This is a genomic window from Salmonella sp. SAL04213 (assembly GCF_046550535.1).
GTDB lineage: Bacteria > Pseudomonadota > Gammaproteobacteria > Enterobacterales > Enterobacteriaceae > Salmonella > Salmonella enterica.
Window position 1 is genome coordinate 440,103 of record NZ_JBGDXS010000003.1, and the last position, 16,865, is coordinate 456,967.

Below are 16,865 nucleotides of genomic sequence, written 5' to 3' on the forward strand. Positions count from 1 at the left end.
GTCATTACATGTGACAAAGTTGATTGCTCAGTACGGGGGTGAGTCCCGCTTTTGCCGTGGTTTCAGCTAATTGGTAACGCACCGTACAGGTACTTTCTTTACCACTGCCCCACACCACGCGAAGTTCGCCTTGCTGTTCTACGCCGCGCACGTACGCCTGTCCGGCCTGGCCTACGGTACCGACAGTTTCATTTTTCTCGTTAAGGACATCTGCGCCTAAAGGAATAAAGCCTTTATCGCTACGCAGTAATTCCAGAATCAGTGAGCGACCTTCATCGGTTTCAAAATTCACCAGCACGACGGCGCCGCTACGCGGTACGGTAACCGTGCTGGTGCTTTTGATTTCAACATCGTTCTCCAGTGTGCTGATATCCAGCGACACCCGGTTTTCGCGGTAGGCTGACATATACGGTAAAATGCCATAGCCCGAACTGCCGATTTCGCTGCTGCTGTAGCCCAGTCCTGCGCCTTGTGCGCCGCTGGCTTTCACCAGCGCGACGGCGTCGGTTTCGCCAATGCTGCCCGGCGCGAACGCCACGCCGCCAGAATGCAGCACCATGCCACCGCTGTAACTGGCGGAATATTGCTGGCTATTGTCGTCGCCAAACGAGGCGGAAAGCCCTAATGGGCCATAGCTGCTGTTAAGGGAGCCAAAGCCACTTACCTGATTCAGGTTGCCGTAATTACCGCTGCTGGAGGTGGCGCTCACGGAGTAGCTGATGTCGCTATCTTTGGTATTACCGCTGGCGGTGGAGTTGACGTTAGTACCGCCCTTCATGTCAGAACGCAGGCCCATGTTGATATTGGAGAAACCGCCAGAGCGTTCCCCGTTGTGGGAGAACATACTCAACGGAATACTGAAACTTAAATAGACGCTGTCGTCTTTACTGCCGTTCTGGTCATAGGCGCGTTGTAATGACACGCTATAGCTGCCGTAGGCAAAACTGTTGTTGTAACCCACGCTATAGTTGGCCGTGGAGCCCGCATCATTCCAGTAGTCCTGCCATGTTCCGCTGACATACACAGAACCCCAGGTTGTTTCTCCCTGGTTTAAGGGCTGGTTGATGCTGATTTGCACCTGATTTTTGGTACGCTGGTAATCGTCATATAACTCATCACCTGAGCGATAACTTTGCTGCGCATATTGCTGATGTTTAACGCTGTCTTGCAAAGACGCGGCGTCATTCAGGCTGAGGTAGTCTTCAGTAGAAAAACGATAAGCGGCGACGTTAAATGAGGTATTGGTCGCCTCGATCATTTTGCTGTAGGTCAGCCGGTAGCTTTGCCCGCTGAGCGTGCCTAAATCATCAATACTGGCGTGAGATTGCGTCACATCAAAGGCGAATGCGCCAATACCGGTGTTCATTGCCAGACCTAATAACCCAGCATAGAAATTCATATCGGTATATTGCGCGCCGATATAGCCGGTAAAGGTGTTGTTCAGGCCATAGTAAAACTGCGCGTAACCCACCTGTGGTTTATCATGTAAAGAATCATCGTTCAGCTCGCCGACGCCGATATCCCAGCGTGTCGCGCCGGGGCGTAACATTTGGGTGACTGACGAAAAGGGAACGGTAAAGCTGCGTTTGCTGCCGTCCGCTTCTTCTACGGTGACCAGCAGATCGTTACCATAACCTGTGGTGCTAAGGTCGTTAATCTCGAACGCCCCCGGCGGTACGGTGGTTTCGTAGATTTTATTGCCGCTTTGCATCACCGTGACTTTGGCATTGCTGTTGGCGACGCCGCGGATAACAGGCGCGTAGTTGCTGGAGCCCATCGGTAACATGCGGTCATCGTTATACATCCGTATCCCGCTCAGGCTGAAGGAGTCAAACGCATCGCCACGCGTGTAGGAGTCGCCTATCACCATTTGCGCTTTCAGCGCGGTGATATCTCGCTGTAAATAAACGTCCTGATTGTTGTATTCGCTACCGGTATCTTTGTTCCAGTTAAGGCTACCTCGGGAACGCAAACGCCATGGTCCCATATTTAAACCGTAACGTAGCCCCACGTAAGCGGTATCGGACGTTGTGCCATTGCCTTCACTGTGCCAGGCGTTCATATCGTAAGAGACGATGGCCGCCGGAACGCCATCTTCCCACAGTGAGGGGTCAACATACCCGGCAGGACGCTTCAGGATATAAATCTGCGGGAAGTTGAGATCCATGGCCTGTTTGCCGGAATCGTAATTCGCCGTCGCACCGGGGTAGTATTTTTTTATATCCAGACACGTGGTGTTGTCGTCGACCTCGACGTCATCGCGCATTGCGGCGGGATCAACGCCTGCCTGGGTGAGTAAAAGCGGCGTCAGACATGCACTGGCGCGTGGCGTACCGTTTTCATTAAAGGTAATTTCAGAGGTAGATTTCAACGCATTGTTAAGATTCACTTTCACACGATAGGTTCCGGCAAGCACCGGGTTGCCATATGCATAGCGACTAATATCGATATTAGCGCTGCTATTAAGTAAAAATTGTTCGTTAAATTCTATGGCTTCGTCCGACTCAGCAACGGTTTTTTCTGCTGCTGAATTTGCAGCAGAAACGGAAAAAGGGAGTGCAGCGCCAATAGTAAGACATAATAATGAGCGTTGAAATAGCATTGTTTTTCCGAATAATTAACGTGGGCCAGAATGGCCCACTACATTGGTACGTAATTGTTATAATTGATTAGTCTATTTTGGCTTCTCGTTTATTTGTGCCGCCATTATCATTAATGGTGTTATAGATAACGGTACCGTTAATATTATTCGAAAGGCCTTTTACGGGCATGCTGACCCCGCTAAAGGGTAAAACGGATTTGCTGTCGACGGTATATTCTTTACCGCCCACTTTAAATTTTACGTTGGAAATAGAAACGTTGTACGCGCTGTCATTTTGGGCAAATAGTGAAAGCGTACTACCTTCTTTTTTCTGCGACCATTTCAGATTTGCCGCCGCATCGCCAGGCGTGCCTTTCAGGCCATCCGGGCGGAAAAATAATTTGATCCGCGTGCGAAAGGCGAGTTGAAGTTGATTTAAACTCTCACCTTCTTTCGCTTTTGATTTTGGCGGAATTTCCAGCACGTTAAACCAAAACAGCGATTCCCGATCCTGAGGTAATGCGCTACCCATATACGTAATACGCAAGGATTGCCCTTTTTGTGGATCGATACGAGATACCGGAGGCGTAATGACAAACGGCAGTTTTAGCTCCTGCGGATCAACACCGTCACGCCCGTCATCCAGCCAGGTTTGCACCAGTAGAGGTTTATTGCCCCGGTTATCCAGGTTCACAATCACGTCTTTTGATGACGCTGGGTACACAATACGTGTTCCGGATATGACGATATCCGCGTTTGCCTGGAATGTGGCAAATGCCGTGAAGGCCGCGGCAGCGAAGCAGGTGGTTTTAAATCCCTTTGTAATAACCGTATTGACCATTTTACCCTCCCTGTAGGTATACTTTAAAATTAAAATCCCCCAGCACAGCCGCTGAGGGATTGGCTAATCTTTTTAAATACAAAGGATTAGTTATAAATAACGGTGAAGGCAACTTGCGCCTGTACGGTTCCTGCCGTTACCGGGCTGGTGTCTGCATTCCACTTCTGGCCCTGGGTGTAGGCTACGCGGTAGAACAGGTCACCGGTGCCATCAGCGGAAATAGTGGCTTTCTGCGTGTTGTTAGTCTGGTCAATTTTGATCAGATCGGTAGCGCCGTTACCGTTGTTAGCCAGCACCAGGTTAACGTTTTCTGCTGCTCCTTGCAGATTAGCCGGTGGTACTAACAGACCACCTGACGTTGAACTGGAACCGCCCCAGGAATTAAACTGAGCGGAGGCATCTTTTACCGTTGCGTTATCACATTCGCTCAGATTCAGAGTGAACTGTTTTTCGCCCAGAGTACTGTTAGCACCCAGTGCGGTAGCGAAGTTTTTAACAAAAACGGTATCCAGAGTAATGTCAAAATCATTACCGTCTTGATCTATTTTATTATCAAGAGAGATTTTACAGGTATTGTTAGAAACCAGACCGTGGAAAGTAATAGTACCCGTATCTGGATCTGCTGCCATTGCAGACCCGGCACCCAAAGTCATTGCAATAAAAGCGGCTACGCTATATTTTCTGAAAAACATTTAGAATATCCATATTTTAGTGATAAATATAAATAAAATATATTATTTATATATCTTATTTGTTGAAATATTATATTTCGAGGCGGATTTTATAGAGAGTTGCGATGAAAAGGAATAAAGTTATCCATTAGAAATACTTTATGTTCTTTTAAGTAAAACTAATGTTTTATTATTTAAGCAATAAGATAAATAATAAATAATATTATTTATTGGTGATTTAAAAAAAAGACAACCCGTCCCAAAATATGTTTTTCTGGAAGGGTTGTCCTATTATTGAAAATCAGGCAACCTGTACCGGAATAGCTTTCGCGGTGCGCTTCATTTCGTTGTCGCCTTCAAAATAGGCCACTTTCGGACGCCATGTACGCGCTTCTTCATCAGACATGGTGACGAAGCTGGCGATAATCACAATGTCGCCAACTTCAGCGCAGTGCGCCGCCGCACCGTTCACCGAGATGATTCTGGAGCCGCGTTCAGCCGCAATCGCATAGGTTGAGAAACGTTTCCCATTGGTCACGTTCCAGATATCAATCGCTTCGTTTTCCAGAATACCGGAGGCATCAAGGAAATCCTGGTCAATGGCACAGGAACCTTCGTAGTGCAGGTCCGCCTGCGTGACTTTTACGCGGTGGAGCTTGCCTTGCAGCATGGTGCGAATCATAACTTCTTTACCCTGTCGTTTACCTTGGCTAAGCAGGCGCTTGTGGCCTGCTTTGGAAATTCTCAGGCAGTATTGCCCGATTTTTAACCCCTGTCTACTGGGCTAATGTAACGCTTTGATTATCGATCAGACGCGCCTGACCCAGCCAGGCGGCGGCCAGAATCACTGCGCGTTTGCTGGTTTCCGTCAGCTCCTGCAGCGTGTCGGCATCACGAATTTGAATGTCGTCGGCACGGAAGCCTTTTTCATTCAGTTCCTGTTCGGCAATGGCGATAATCTCTTGCAGCTCACGATTACCCGCAATCAGTTTTTCAGCGATGCTATTCATCACGTTGTGTAGACCCGGCGCAATTTTGCGCTGCTCTGCGGTCAGATAACTGTTACGTGAGCTGAGCGCCAGACCGTCTTTAGCGCGAATAATCGGCACGCCGACGATCTCAATGTCATAACTCATATCCGCCACCATTTTGCGGATCAGCGCCAGTTGCTGGAAATCCTTCTCGCCAAAGCAGGCGATATCCGGCTGGATCAGGTTGAACAGCTTGCTGACGATAGTCGAGACGCCGCGGAAGTGGCCCGGACGGCTGGCGCCTTCCAGCATGGTGGAGAGGCCGGGAACATCAACGTACGTCTGGCCTGCCAGCCCCTGTGGGTAGATTTCCTCAACGGCTGGCGCAAAGACATAATCGACTTTGCGTTTGTTCAGCTTTTCACAATCTTCCTGCAGCGTGCGCGGATAACGCACCAGATCGTCCGGCCGATCAAACTGCATCGGATTGACGAAAATGCTGACGATCACCACATCAGCCCGGGCTTTTGCCTCATCGACCAGCTTCATATGGCCGTCGTGCAGGTTGCCCATGGTGGGAACCAGTGCGACGCGTTTACCTTCCTGACGCAGACGACGAATATGCTGGCGCAGCAGCGGCAGGGTTTCAATGATTAGCACAACAAAACTCCTTGAGTTGCTTGATGATCCTGCCCGATGGCGCTGCGCTTATCAGGCCTACATCCGTTGAGGATCGGTAGGCCGGATAAGACGCGTCGCGTCGCCATCCGGCACGGTCAGAAAAATTAGTGAAAGCTGTGTTCTTCGCCCGGATAAACGCCGGACTCCACTTCAGCCATATACTGCTGTACGGCGGCGCGCATGTCGCCCGCCTCGGCAAGGAAATTTTTCGCGAATTTGGGAATATGGCCGCCGGTGATGCCAAACGCATCGTGCATCACCAGGATCTGACCGTCGGTGACGTTGCCCGCGCCGATGCCGATCACCGGAATCGAGAGCGCTTCCGTGACGCGCTTCGCCAGCTCAACCGGCACGCACTCCAGCACCAGCAGTTGAGCGCCAGCCGCTTCTAAAGCCAGCGCGTCATCCAGCAGCACTTGTCCGGCGTCGCCGCGGCCCTGAATTTTATAGCCGCCGAAGATATTCACCGACTGGGGCGTTAGCCCCAGATGACCACAAACCGGTACGGCGCGTTCGGTGAGCATTTTCACCGTATCAACCAGCCAGGCGCCGCCTTCAATTTTGACCATATTGGCCCCCGCACGCATCACGATAGCCGCGTTTTCAAACGCCTGTTCCGGGGTGGCGTAAGCCATAAACGGCAGGTCGGAGAGCAATAGACAGTTGGGCGCGCCACGTCGCACGGCACGAGTGTGGTAAGCGATATCTTCCACGGTGACAGGCAGAGTGGAGTCGTGCCCCTGAATCGTCATGCCCAGCGAGTCGCCAACCAGCATCACATTGATACCTTCGTCGGCAAATAACTTAGCGAAGCTGTAGTCGTAGGCGGTAATTGTCGCGAAGCGTTTTTTCTCTTGCTTGCATTTCTGCAGCAGTGAAATGGTGGTGGGTTTCATAACGTTTCCTGATGGTAAAAGTTATATTTCCCGGCATTCTAACAGTCATATTCAGGGGGGCAATTGATTTAAGCAATCGTTTGGCGCTAAAGCAGTAAACGCTAAAGGGGAGGCGATATTTTACCAGTGGGCGGGTTTTGCAGCACCAAGATGGGTGAGATGCTGATGCAGGCTGATACCATCCGGAAAGATCAGCTCAGGAGCGATTTCGAATAACGGCCACAGCATAAAACCGCGGTTTTTCATGTCGTAGTGCGGTACGGTCAGACGGTCGGTGTTAATGACTTCATCGCCAAACAGCATAATGTCGAGGTCCAGCGTGCGCGGCCCCCAGCGTTCGGCTTTGCGCACCCGGCCCTGTTGCAGCTCAATGCGCTGGGTATGGTTAAGCAATTCTTCGGGGGCGAGGGCGGTATCCAGCGCCACCGCGGCGTTCAGGTAATCGGGCTGATCCTGTGGGCCAAGCGGCGGCGTGCGGTAAAACGAAGACACCGTGACGATACGGCTATCGGGAATGTCGGCGATAGCCTTCAGGGCGGCATTGACCTGCTCCAGCGGAGAGGCCAGATTACTGCCAAGCGCGATATACGCGATCGTCATACGGTGCCCTCGCGGCGCGGCGCGCGTTTGCGCGGACGTGAACGGCGGCGGCGTGGAGCAGGATCGTCGTCCAGCTCGTTGAGCATTCCTTTTTGTTCCGGCGGCGCGGAAGCCTGAAACTCGGCCCACCACTGCGCCAGACGTTGCAGTTCAGTATTATTTTCCACCTGAGCGCGCAGCTCCAGTAAATCAAACGCGGCGCGGAATTTGGGATGTTCCATCAGTTTCCAGGCGCGTTTGCCCTGACGTCGCGACATCCGTAACTGAAGCTGCCAAATATCACGGGTAAGCGTGGTAAGGCGTTTCGGGATCGCCAGTGAACGGCAGGCTTCATCCAGCACGTCATTCATGGCCAGCGCGAAAGCGTCGTAATAGGCCAGACCGCTCTCCTGAGCGATTTTTTGCGCCATCTCCAGCAGCGGATACCAGAACATGGCGGCAAACAAAAATGCCGGATTAACGCGCATCTCGTTACGGATGCGGTTATCCGTATTCTTCAACACCTGCGCAATGATGCGTTCCATTGCGCTGTCGCCGTTTTCGGTGAAATAACGCGTAATGGTAGGAAACAACGGCTGGAAGAGGTTGTATTCCCGCAGTTGTTGATAGGTTTCAAAACCGTTCCCCGCCTGCAACAGCTTCAGCGACTCTTCGAACAGACGCGCGGGAGGAATGTCGTTTAGCAAGGTTGCCAGACGCGGGATTGGCTCAGCCGTTTCAGGGCTGATACGCATATTGAGCTTCGCAGCGAAACGCACGGCGCGCAGCATTCGAACCGGATCTTCGCGGTAGCGCGTTTCCGGATTGCCGATCAGGCGAATCACGCCTTCTTGCAGATCCTGCATTCCGCCGACGTAATCGCGCACGGTAAAATCCGCTACGCTGTAGTAAAGGCTGTTGATGGTGAAATCGCGGCGCTGGGCATCTTCTTCGATAGAGCCGAAGATATTATCGCGCAGCAGCATACCGTTTTGCCCACGCTGGGAGGTCGTACGGTCGCTTTCACTGCCTTCATGATGACCACGAAACGTTGCCACTTCGATAATTTCCGGGCCAAACATCACGTGAGCCAGGCGGAAACGACGCCCCACCAGACGGCAATTGCGGAATAATTTCCGTACCTGATCCGGTGTTGCGTTGGTGGTCACGTCGAAATCCTTCGGCTTTTTGCCGAGCAGGAGATCGCGGACGCCGCCGCCGACCAGGTAGGCTTCATAGCCCGCTTTGTTCAGCCTGTACAGTACCTTGAGGGCATTTTCACTGATATCTTTGCGGGAGATAGCGTGCTGTTCACGCGGGATAATCGTCATATGTGGACGGGCGACGGCTTGTTCTGCCTCGCTCTCCTCGCGGCTTAACACCTTACGGCAAAAATTAGCGACTCGGGTAAAAATAGCGCACCTCGGTAGTGTCATACATTAATAAGATCAACTTACTCTATGTCTTTCGCATTACGGCAGACGGGCGTAAGAGAGCAACGCGACCTGGGCTGTAAGCATCATTAACGCCGCAGCAATGCGAAAGACGATGAGCAAAAATAGCGGCTAATCATAGCTCAGCGAGACGCATTTGAGAATGCCGGATTTACATTAGCCGATGTGGGTACGGCTGTAAGCCTCCAGTGCGTCACCGCAAAGCGCAGCAACTCCTCAACAGACATCTCCTGCCACGCTACGACGTCGCGTTGGCCTAAAAAGCGCAATGCCTGGACCAGTACCGGGCGCGGATCGCCTGTCGCAAGCGCAGGGGCATGATTTTGCTTGGAAAGTTTAGCGCCTTGTTCGTTGAGCGCCAGCGGAAGGTGCACGTAACCTGGCGCACGCCAGCCAAACTGTTTATACAGCGAAAGTTGTCGGACAGTGGGTTCGATTAAATCTGCGCCGCGGACGATCTCCGTCACCCCCTGAAAATGATCGTCGACCACCACGGCCAGATTATAAGCAAACAGTCCGTCGCGGCGGTGGATAATAAAATCTTCGCTCGCCAGCTGTGGGTCAGCCTGGATGTCGCCGCGCAAGGCATCATGGAAACGCATCACCGGATGCTGCTGTTTAATTCTGACGGCGGCATTCTCCGGCCCGTGGCATAACGTCCGGCAATGGCCGTCGTAAATACCGCCCAGACGCTGAATGCGCGAGCGGGGGCAAGTGCAGTAGTAGCTCAGTCCCTGCTCGTGAAGCCAGGCCAGCGCCTCGCGATAAGCCTCATGACGCTGTGATTGCCATAAGACCTCGCCATCCCAGTGCAGGCCGTAATGTTCCAGCTGGCGCAGAATGGTCGCTGCGGCACCGGGAACTTCACGTGGGGGGTCGATATCCTCTATGCGAACGCGCCAAATTCCGCGTTGCGCACGGGCTTGTAGATAGCTGCCGAGGGCGGCGATTAACGAGCCGAAATGCAGTTCGCCGGATGGCGACGGCGCGAAACGGCCAATATAGTGTGAGTCAGTCATGCTGCGGGCAATAAAGAATAAGGCGGGAAAACTCCCGCCTGTCATAAATAGGGTAGAAACGAACGGGATTAACCCGCCATCTGTTTTTCGCGAATTTCAGCCAGCGTTTTGCAGTCGATGCACAGATCGGCTGTTGGACGCGCTTCCAGGCGGCGGATACCAATCTCCACCCCGCAGGACTCGCAATAACCGAAGTCTTCATCTTCCACTTTCTTCAGCGTCTTCTCGATCTTTTTGATCAGTTTGCGCTCACGGTCACGATTACGTAACTCCAGGCTAAACTCCTCTTCCTGCGCGGCGCGATCGACCGGATCGGGGAAGTTGGCGGCTTCGTCCTGCATGTGCGTCACAGTGCGATCGACTTCATCCCGGAGTTGATTACGCCATGCTTCAAGAATACGCTTGAAGTGCGATAGCTGGGCTTCGTTCATATACTCTTCGCCCGGTTTCTCCTGGTACGGCTCCACCCCAGCGATGGCGAGAATACTCAGGGACGATGTTTTACGGTTTTGCCCTTCTTGCATGTTGCTTCTCCTTAACACGCACTATCGATCCCCATGTTCGGGGGAAAATCAGGTCGCTATAAATAGCAGATGCTTTTCCGGATAGCAATTATCTAAACGTAACACTTGACAACCCTGTGAGGAAAAGCGTATTTACGCACGCGGCCAGAATACTTAATAATCAGGCTGTTATTCCACTACAACGTTATGGGTACTGGTTCGTTCAGTTCCATTTTTTGGGCTGAAAGTTCTGCTTTATAAGCTAAAACTTCCACGCCTTTATTCTGAGCCTCGCTCAATAGCTGCGCGTATTTTATATCGATATGACGTGCGGGTGAAAAACGTGTAATGGCGGAGTGCAGCACCGCGAACACCACCACCGCGCGATGACCTGCCGCCGCAACGCCCATCAACTCCCGAAGATGTTTTTGCCCTCGTTCGGTGATGGCGTCGGGAAAATAACCGTTTTCTTTTTCCGCTAACGTGACCGATTTCACTTCAATATAGCAGTCCGGGCGGAAATCTGCCTGTAACATAAAATCTATACGGCTGCGCTCGGCGCCATATTTGACTTCACTTTTCAGAATATTGTACCCCGCCAGCGCCGGCAGGCGATTCTCCTGAATCGCTTCTTTCGTTAGCTGGTTCGCCCGCAGCGTATTCACGCAAATGAATGCGCCGGATTGCGTTTCAGTCAATTCCCAGGTATGCGGATATTTGCGTTTAGTATTTTCTGATGTCGAATACCAGACGGTATCGCCAGGCGTGGCGCAGCCGGTCATTGCGCCGGTATTAGGACAGTGCAGCGTAAGCGTCGTACCGTCAGGGGTGATCACATCGGCTAAAAAACGTTTATAGCGCTGAATCAGCGTAGCGCGTTGTAAAGGGGGGGAGAATAGCATCGACATTCCTTCATTATTATTCGCCCAGCGTCCAGCGCTGCAGCTCGGCATAGCGGGTACGGCCTTGCCCATACGAAGAGGCGTAAAGCGCAAACGACGTGACCGGAAATGACCAGCAAAAGCCCGGCGGCGGGATAGCCACCGTATGGCTGGCGTCGCGCAGCAGCGTAATATGCGGGTGAAAAGGCTGCGGGCTTTGGTAACAACCGCTGCGGGCGGCCTGCGCGCGCAGCATATTAGCCAACTGCAACAACCCGCGCGGCGGCTGGCGCATCCCCAGCCACACCACGCGCGAACGCAGCCACTGACCGGCGTCATCCAGATGTAGCGTAAAGCCCGGCTGGCGAATTCGTCCGGCCAGTTGCGCAAGCGCGCGCTGCTTATCGCTACTGACGTCGCCTAAAAAGGCCAGCGTCAGGTGTAGGTTCGCCGCTGCCACGGGGCGTCCGTCTTCAGACGCAAAATGGGCGGCGCGCCAGGCGATAATTTGCGCGCGCGCGTCGTCGGGTAAGTCAATCGCAAAAAACAGCCGTTTTGGCTCAGACATAGGGATACTCGGTTATGGATTAACACGATGCTACAATGCGGCGCAAAGAAAGTTAACCCCGTGGAGCCGTTTGTGACGTCATTGCCCGTTGCCGCCGTATTGCCTGAATTGTTGACAGCCCTAAAAACCGCGCCGCAGGTTTTGTTGTCCGCGCCTACCGGGGCGGGGAAATCCACCTGGCTGCCGTTGCAACTCCTGCAACAGGGGCCGGTTGCTGGAAAAATCCTTCTGCTTGAACCGCGTCGTCTGGCGGCGCGTAATGTCGCGCAGCGTCTGGCGGAAGCGTTGAATGAAAAGCCTGGCGAAACGGTAGGTTACCGGATGCGCGCGCAAAGCTGCGTGGGGCCGCGTACCCGGCTGGAAGTAGTGACCGAAGGCGTATTGACCAGAATGATTCAGCGCGATCCCGAATTACGCGGCGTGGGGCTGGTGATACTGGATGAATTTCATGAGCGCAGTTTACAGGCGGATTTAGCGTTGGCGCTGTTGCTGGATATCCAGCAAGGGCTTCGTGACGATCTCAGGCTGTTAATCATGTCTGCGACGCTGGATAACGACAGGCTTTGTCAGCGACTGCCTGATGCGCCGACGATCGTCTCGGAGGGGCGCGCGTTCCCGGTGGAGCGACGTTATCAGCCGCTTGCGGCGCATTTGCGTTTTGATGAAGCCGTCGCGATGGCGACAGCGGAACTGCTGCGCAATGAAAACGGTTCGCTGCTGCTATTTTTACCCGGCGTAGGCGAAATACAGCGCGTTCATGAACATCTGGCGTCGCGGGTAGGGAGCGATGTCCTGCTTTGTCCGCTGTATGGCGCATTGTCTCTGGAGGCGCAACGCAAAGCGATTGTTCCCGCCCCCGCCGGGATGCGTAAAGTGGTGTTGGCGACTAACATTGCCGAAACCAGTTTGACGATTGAAGGGATTCGTCTGGTCGTCGATAGCGCTCAGGAGCGCGTGGCGCGATTCGACGCGCGAACGGGACTGACGCGGCTGGTTACGCAGCGTATCAGTCAGGCGTCAATGACGCAGCGCGCGGGGCGCGCCGGACGACTGGCGCCGGGTATCTGTTTACATCTGCTGGCCAAAGAACAGGCGGAGCGGGCGGCGGCGCAAAGCGATCCGGAAATCTTACACAGTGACCTTTCCGGTTTGTTGATGGAGGTGTTGCAGTGGGGATGTCACGATCCGGCATCGCTTTTCTGGCTGGACAGACCGCCGGAGGTGAATCTTCAGGCCGCCCGCCGTTTATTATTGATGTTAGGCGCGCTGGAGGGCGAGCGGTTAAGCGCGCGGGGCCGGAAAATGGCGGCAATGGGTAACGATCCGCGCCTGGCGGCGATGTTAGTCAACGCCGACGAGGGCGACAGCGCCGCCACCGCCGCCATGCTCGCGGCCATCCTTGAGGACCCGCCGCGCGGCGGCGGTACGGATTTAAGCGTGCTATTTTCGCGGCGACAGCCGGGCTGGCAGCAGCGTAGCCAGCAGCTTTTAAAACGGCTGCAGGTGCGTAATGGCGAGCCGGATAGCGCGCTTATTATGCCGCTGTTGGCCAGAGCGTTTAGCGACCGCATCGCGCGGCGTCGTGGTCAGGAAGGGCGCTATCAGTTAGCCAATGGTATGGGCGCGATGTTAGATGCGGATGACGCGTTGGGACGTCATGAATGGCTGATCGCGCCGCTGTTGCTGCAAGGTAGCGCCTCGCCGGACGCCCGAATATTGTTGGCGCAGCCGCTGGATATTGCCTCGCTGATTCAGGCGTGTCCTGATTTACTGCGCCAGTCTGACACGGTTGAATGGGACGAAGCGCAGGGAACGTTGAAAGCGTGGCGCAGAATGCGTATTGGACAGTTGACGGTTAGCGTTCAGCCACTGGCGAAACCGTCTGAAGAGGAGCTTCATCAGGCGATGCTGAACGGCATCCGCGATAAAGGTCTGGCCGTCCTTAACTGGACGCCGGAAGCGGAGCAGTTCCGTCTGCGTCTGCACTGTGCGGCGAAATGGTTGCCGGAATATGACTGGCCTGCCGTGGATGAGGCGTCGCTGCTGGCGACTCTGGAAAACTGGTTGCTGCCGCACATGACAGGCGTACAGTCGTTACGGAGTCTGAAATCTCTGAATGTGACTCAGGCGTTACGGGGACTGCTTGACTATGCCATGCTGCAACGTCTGGATAGTGAACTGCCTGGGCATTACACTGTGCCGACGGGAAGCCGAATAACGATTCGTTATCATGAAGATAACCCGCCCGCACTGGCGGTCAGAATGCAGGAAATGTTTGGCGAAGCGAAGACCCCAACCATCGCTCAGGGCCGCGTGCCGCTGGTGCTGGAACTGCTTTCGCCTGCGCAGCGACCGCTACAGATTACGCGCGATTTAAGCGCTTTCTGGCAGGGGGCGTATCGCGAAGTGCAAAAAGAGATGAAGGGCCGTTACCCCAAACATGTCTGGCCGGACGATCCGGCGAATACGGCCCCAACGCGGCGCACGAAGAAGTATTCGTGACGTGTTATACGTTGCCTCCAGGCCGGATAAGGCGTTAATCGCCATCCGGCAAAAGGGTAAATTGAGAGATTTCTTCTTCTGTCGTCTGGCGGAAGAATACAGAATCGGGCCTTTGCGCCTGTATGTTGCGGAGAAAAAGCATGGCGGGGAATGACCGCGAGCCGATTGGACGTAAGGGGAAACCGTCACGTCCTGTGAAACAAAAGGTGAGCCGTCGTCGGCAGCATGACGACGATTATGATGATGACTATGAGGATGAAGAACCGATGCCGCGTAAAGGTAAGGGCAAAGGGCGTAAGCCTCGTGGCAAGCGCGGCTGGCTGTGGCTATTGCTAAAACTGTTTATCGTTTTTGTGGTGCTGTTCGCCATTTACGGCGTCTATCTGGATCAAAAAATCCGCAGCCGTATTGATGGCAAGGTCTGGCAGCTTCCGGCGGCGGTATATGGCCGGATGGTGAACCTTGAGCCAGACATGCCTGTCAGCAAAAACGAGATGGTGAAATTGCTGGAAGCGACGCAGTATCGTCTGGTGACGAAGATGACCCGTCCCGGCGAATTTACCGTGCAGGCCAATAGCATTGAGATGATCCGTCGTCCGTTTGACTTCCCGGACAGCAAAGAAGGGCAGGTGCGCGCGCGGCTGACGTTCAGTGACGGGCGTCTGGAAACCATCGTCAATCTGGATAACAACCGCCAGTTTGGCTTCTTCCGCCTCGATCCGCGGCTTATCACTATGCTTTCTTCGCCAAATGGCGAGCAGCGTTTATTCGTCCCGCGCAGCGGTTTCCCGGATCTGCTGGTCGATACGCTGTTGGCGACGGAAGACCGTCATTTCTATGAGCATGATGGCATTAGTCTTTACTCTATCGGGCGTGCGGTACTGGCCAACCTGACGGCGGGACGTACGGTGCAGGGGGCAAGTACGCTAACCCAGCAGCTGGTGAAGAACCTGTTCCTCTCCAGCGAAAGATCATACTGGCGTAAAGCGAATGAAGCCTACATGGCGCTGATCATGGATGCCCGTTACAGTAAAGATCGTATTCTTGAGCTGTACATGAACGAGGTCTACCTCGGTCAAAGCGGGGACAATGAAATTCGCGGTTTTCCGCTGGCGAGCCTGTATTACTTTGGTCGTCCGGTAGAGGAACTGAGCCTCGATCAGCAGGCGTTACTGGTGGGGATGGTAAAAGGGGCGTCGATTTATAACCCGTGGCGCAACCCGAAACTGGCGCTGGAGCGTCGTAACCTGGTGTTACGCCTGTTACAGCAGCAGAAAATCATCGATCAGGAACTCTATGACATGCTGAGCGCGCGTCCGCTTGGCGTACAGCCGCGCGGCGGCGTTATCTCACCGCAGCCAGCGTTTATGCAGATGGTTCGCCAGGAACTGCAGGCGAAGCTGGGGGATAAAATTAAAGATCTTTCCGGCGTGAAGATCTTCACCACCTTTGACTCCGTGGCGCAGGATGCCGCAGAAAAAGCCGTTGTCGAAGGCATTCCGGCGTTGAAGAAGCAGCGTAAATTGAGCGATCTGGAAACCGCGATGGTGGTAGTGGATCGCTTTAGCGGCGAGGTGCGCGCGATGGTTGGCGGGGCGGAGCCGCAGTATGCCGGCTATAACCGTGCCATGCAGGCGCGCCGTTCCATCGGGTCGCTGGCGAAACCGGCGACCTATCTGACCGCGTTAAGTCAGCCGAACTTATACCGTCTGAACACCTGGATTGCCGATGCGCCGATTTCTCTGCGCCAGCCGAATGGTCAGGTCTGGTCGCCGCAGAACGACGATCGTCGCTACAGCGAAAGCGGGAAAGTGATGCTGGTGGATGCGTTAACTCGCTCAATGAACGTACCGACGGTCAATCTGGGGATGGCGTTAGGTTTACCGGCGGTAACCGATACCTGGACGAAGCTCGGCGTGCCGAAAGATCAGCTCAATCCGGTTCCGGCGATGCTGTTAGGGGCGCTGAACCTGACGCCGATCGAAGTGGCGCAGGCGTTCCAGACTATCGCCAGCGGCGGAAATCGCGCGCCGTTATCAGCGCTGCGTTCGGTTATTGCGGAAGATGGTAAGGTGCTGTACCAAAGTTATCCGCAAGCTGAACGCGCCGTACCGGCACAGGCGGCTTACCTGACGCTCTGGACAATGCAGCAGGTCGTCCAGCGTGGTACGGGGCGTCAGCTTGGCGCGAAATATCCGGGTCTGCATCTGGCGGGTAAAACCGGGACGACAAACAACAATGTCGATACCTGGTTTGCCGGTATCGACGGCAGCCAGGTGACTATCACCTGGGTAGGCCGTGATAACAACCAGCCGACGAAATTGTACGGTGCCAGCGGCGCGATGGCGATTTACCAGCGCTATCTGGCGAACCAGACGCCGACGCCTTTAGTTCTGACGCCGCCGGAAGATGTGGTGGATATGGGCGTTGATTACGACGGTAATTTTGTCTGTAGCGGCGGTATGCGCACTCTGCCGGTCTGGACGGACGATCCAAATACGCTGTGCCAGCAGGGCGAGATGATGCAGCAGCAACAGCAGCCGTCAGGCAATCCGTTCGATCAGTCGTCTCAGCCGCAGCAGCCTGCGCAGCAACAGCCGCCGAAAGAAGAGAAGAGCGACGGCGTTGCCGGCTGGATTAAGGAGATGTTCGGCGGCAATTAATCACGGTAATAGTGCCGGGTGGCGCTGTGCTTACCCGGTCTACACCGTTACGACT

14 protein-coding genes are annotated in these 16,865 nt (G+C 54.1%); 2 read left to right on the top strand and 12 right to left on the bottom strand.

The features are described 5' to 3' along the window. Positions 1 to 4: 4 nt before the first annotated feature. From ACLJPQ_RS11515 to thpR, 12 genes are all read right to left on the bottom strand, one after another. A complete protein-coding gene (locus ACLJPQ_RS11515; protein ID WP_023181808.1) occupies positions 5 to 2,602 on the bottom strand; it encodes an outer membrane usher protein in 2,598 nt (865 codons plus the stop codon). A gap of 67 nt (positions 2,603 to 2,669) precedes the next feature. Further along, a complete protein-coding gene (locus ACLJPQ_RS11520) occupies positions 2,670 to 3,422 on the bottom strand; it encodes a fimbrial chaperone (RefSeq protein WP_023181807.1) in 753 nt (250 codons plus the stop codon). An 86-nt stretch (positions 3,423 to 3,508) separates the two neighbouring features. Continuing rightward, the gene (locus tag ACLJPQ_RS11525) at positions 3,509 to 4,114 is read right to left on the bottom strand and encodes a fimbrial protein (protein ID WP_020898401.1); all 606 of its coding nucleotides are present in this window, start codon (positions 4,112 to 4,114) and stop codon (positions 3,509 to 3,511) included. Between the two features lie 280 nt (positions 4,115 to 4,394). After that, on the bottom strand, positions 4,395 to 4,775 hold the full coding sequence (panD, locus tag ACLJPQ_RS11530; protein WP_000621526.1) for an aspartate 1-decarboxylase: 381 nt from the start codon (positions 4,773 to 4,775) through the stop codon (positions 4,395 to 4,397). A gap of 94 nt (positions 4,776 to 4,869) precedes the next feature. After that, positions 4,870 to 5,724, bottom strand: a complete 855-nt coding sequence (gene panC, locus ACLJPQ_RS11535; RefSeq protein WP_080184978.1) for a pantoate--beta-alanine ligase — start codon at positions 5,722 to 5,724, stop codon at positions 4,870 to 4,872. Between the two features lie 125 nt (positions 5,725 to 5,849). Then, on the bottom strand, positions 5,850 to 6,641 hold the full coding sequence (panB, locus tag ACLJPQ_RS11540; protein ID WP_000805493.1) for a 3-methyl-2-oxobutanoate hydroxymethyltransferase: 792 nt from the start codon (positions 6,639 to 6,641) through the stop codon (positions 5,850 to 5,852). A 120-nt stretch (positions 6,642 to 6,761) separates the two neighbouring features. Then, positions 6,762 to 7,241, bottom strand: a complete 480-nt coding sequence (gene folK / locus ACLJPQ_RS11545; RefSeq protein ID WP_000150778.1) for a 2-amino-4-hydroxy-6-hydroxymethyldihydropteridine diphosphokinase — start codon at positions 7,239 to 7,241, stop codon at positions 6,762 to 6,764. Then, positions 7,238 to 8,635 (bottom strand): polynucleotide adenylyltransferase PcnB, encoded by a 1,398-nt coding sequence (gene pcnB / locus ACLJPQ_RS11550; RefSeq protein WP_204355897.1) that lies wholly within the window; start codon positions 8,633 to 8,635, stop codon positions 7,238 to 7,240. The genes folK and pcnB overlap by 4 nt, the downstream gene beginning before the upstream one ends. 161 nt (positions 8,636 to 8,796) lie before the next feature. Beyond that, positions 8,797 to 9,693 (bottom strand): tRNA glutamyl-Q(34) synthetase GluQRS, encoded by an 897-nt coding sequence (gluQRS, locus tag ACLJPQ_RS11555; protein ID WP_001682576.1) that lies wholly within the window; start codon positions 9,691 to 9,693, stop codon positions 8,797 to 8,799. A gap of 68 nt (positions 9,694 to 9,761) precedes the next feature. Further along, complete coding sequence (gene dksA / locus ACLJPQ_RS11560) at positions 9,762 to 10,217, bottom strand: RNA polymerase-binding protein DksA (RefSeq protein ID WP_001155232.1); 456 nt, start codon at positions 10,215 to 10,217, stop codon at positions 9,762 to 9,764. Positions 10,218 to 10,393: 176 nt separating this feature from the next. Further along, positions 10,394 to 11,098 (bottom strand): DNA/RNA nuclease SfsA, encoded by a 705-nt coding sequence (gene sfsA / locus ACLJPQ_RS11565; RefSeq protein ID WP_000899412.1) that lies wholly within the window; start codon positions 11,096 to 11,098, stop codon positions 10,394 to 10,396. Between the two features lie 16 nt (positions 11,099 to 11,114). Further along, complete coding sequence (gene thpR / locus ACLJPQ_RS11570) at positions 11,115 to 11,645, bottom strand: RNA 2',3'-cyclic phosphodiesterase (RefSeq protein ID WP_001294178.1); 531 nt, start codon at positions 11,643 to 11,645, stop codon at positions 11,115 to 11,117. 72 nt (positions 11,646 to 11,717) lie between these two features. On the opposite strand from thpR, the gene hrpB reads away from it, so the two are divergent. Both hrpB and mrcB read left to right on the top strand, forming a co-directional pair. Then, positions 11,718 to 14,147 (top strand): ATP-dependent helicase HrpB, encoded by a 2,430-nt coding sequence (gene hrpB / locus ACLJPQ_RS11575; RefSeq protein WP_023252167.1) that lies wholly within the window; start codon positions 11,718 to 11,720, stop codon positions 14,145 to 14,147. Between the two features lie 140 nt (positions 14,148 to 14,287). Further along, positions 14,288 to 16,810 carry a bifunctional glycosyl transferase/transpeptidase gene (gene mrcB / locus ACLJPQ_RS11580; RefSeq protein WP_000918127.1) on the top strand — a complete coding sequence of 841 codons (2,523 nt, stop codon included), beginning with the start codon at positions 14,288 to 14,290 and terminating at the stop codon, positions 16,808 to 16,810. Positions 16,811 to 16,865: the final 55 nt, after the last annotated feature.

Coding starts and splice junctions, on each gene's coding strand:
- sfsA (WP_000899412.1), bottom strand. CDS start 11,098: ATGCTATTCTCCCCCCCTTTACAACGCGCTACGCTGATTCAGCGCTAT.
- ACLJPQ_RS11520 (WP_023181807.1), bottom strand. CDS start 3,422: ATGGTCAATACGGTTATTACAAAGGGATTTAAAACCACCTGCTTCGCT.
- folK (WP_000150778.1), bottom strand. CDS start 7,241: ATGACGATCGCGTATATCGCGCTTGGCAGTAATCTGGCCTCTCCGCTG.
- ACLJPQ_RS11515 (WP_023181808.1), bottom strand. CDS start 2,602: ATGCTATTTCAACGCTCATTATTATGTCTTACTATTGGCGCTGCACTC.
- thpR (WP_001294178.1), bottom strand. CDS start 11,645: ATGTCTGAGCCAAAACGGCTGTTTTTTGCGATTGACTTACCCGACGAC.
- panD (WP_000621526.1), bottom strand. CDS start 4,775: ATGATTCGCACCATGCTGCAAGGCAAGCTCCACCGCGTAAAAGTCACG.
- mrcB (WP_000918127.1), top strand. CDS start 14,288: ATGGCGGGGAATGACCGCGAGCCGATTGGACGTAAGGGGAAACCGTCA.
- ACLJPQ_RS11525 (WP_020898401.1), bottom strand. CDS start 4,114: ATGTTTTTCAGAAAATATAGCGTAGCCGCTTTTATTGCAATGACTTTG.
- gluQRS (WP_001682576.1), bottom strand. CDS start 9,693: ATGACTGACTCACACTATATTGGCCGTTTCGCGCCGTCGCCATCCGGC.
- dksA (WP_001155232.1), bottom strand. CDS start 10,217: ATGCAAGAAGGGCAAAACCGTAAAACATCGTCCCTGAGTATTCTCGCC.
- panB (WP_000805493.1), bottom strand. CDS start 6,641: ATGAAACCCACCACCATTTCACTGCTGCAGAAATGCAAGCAAGAGAAA.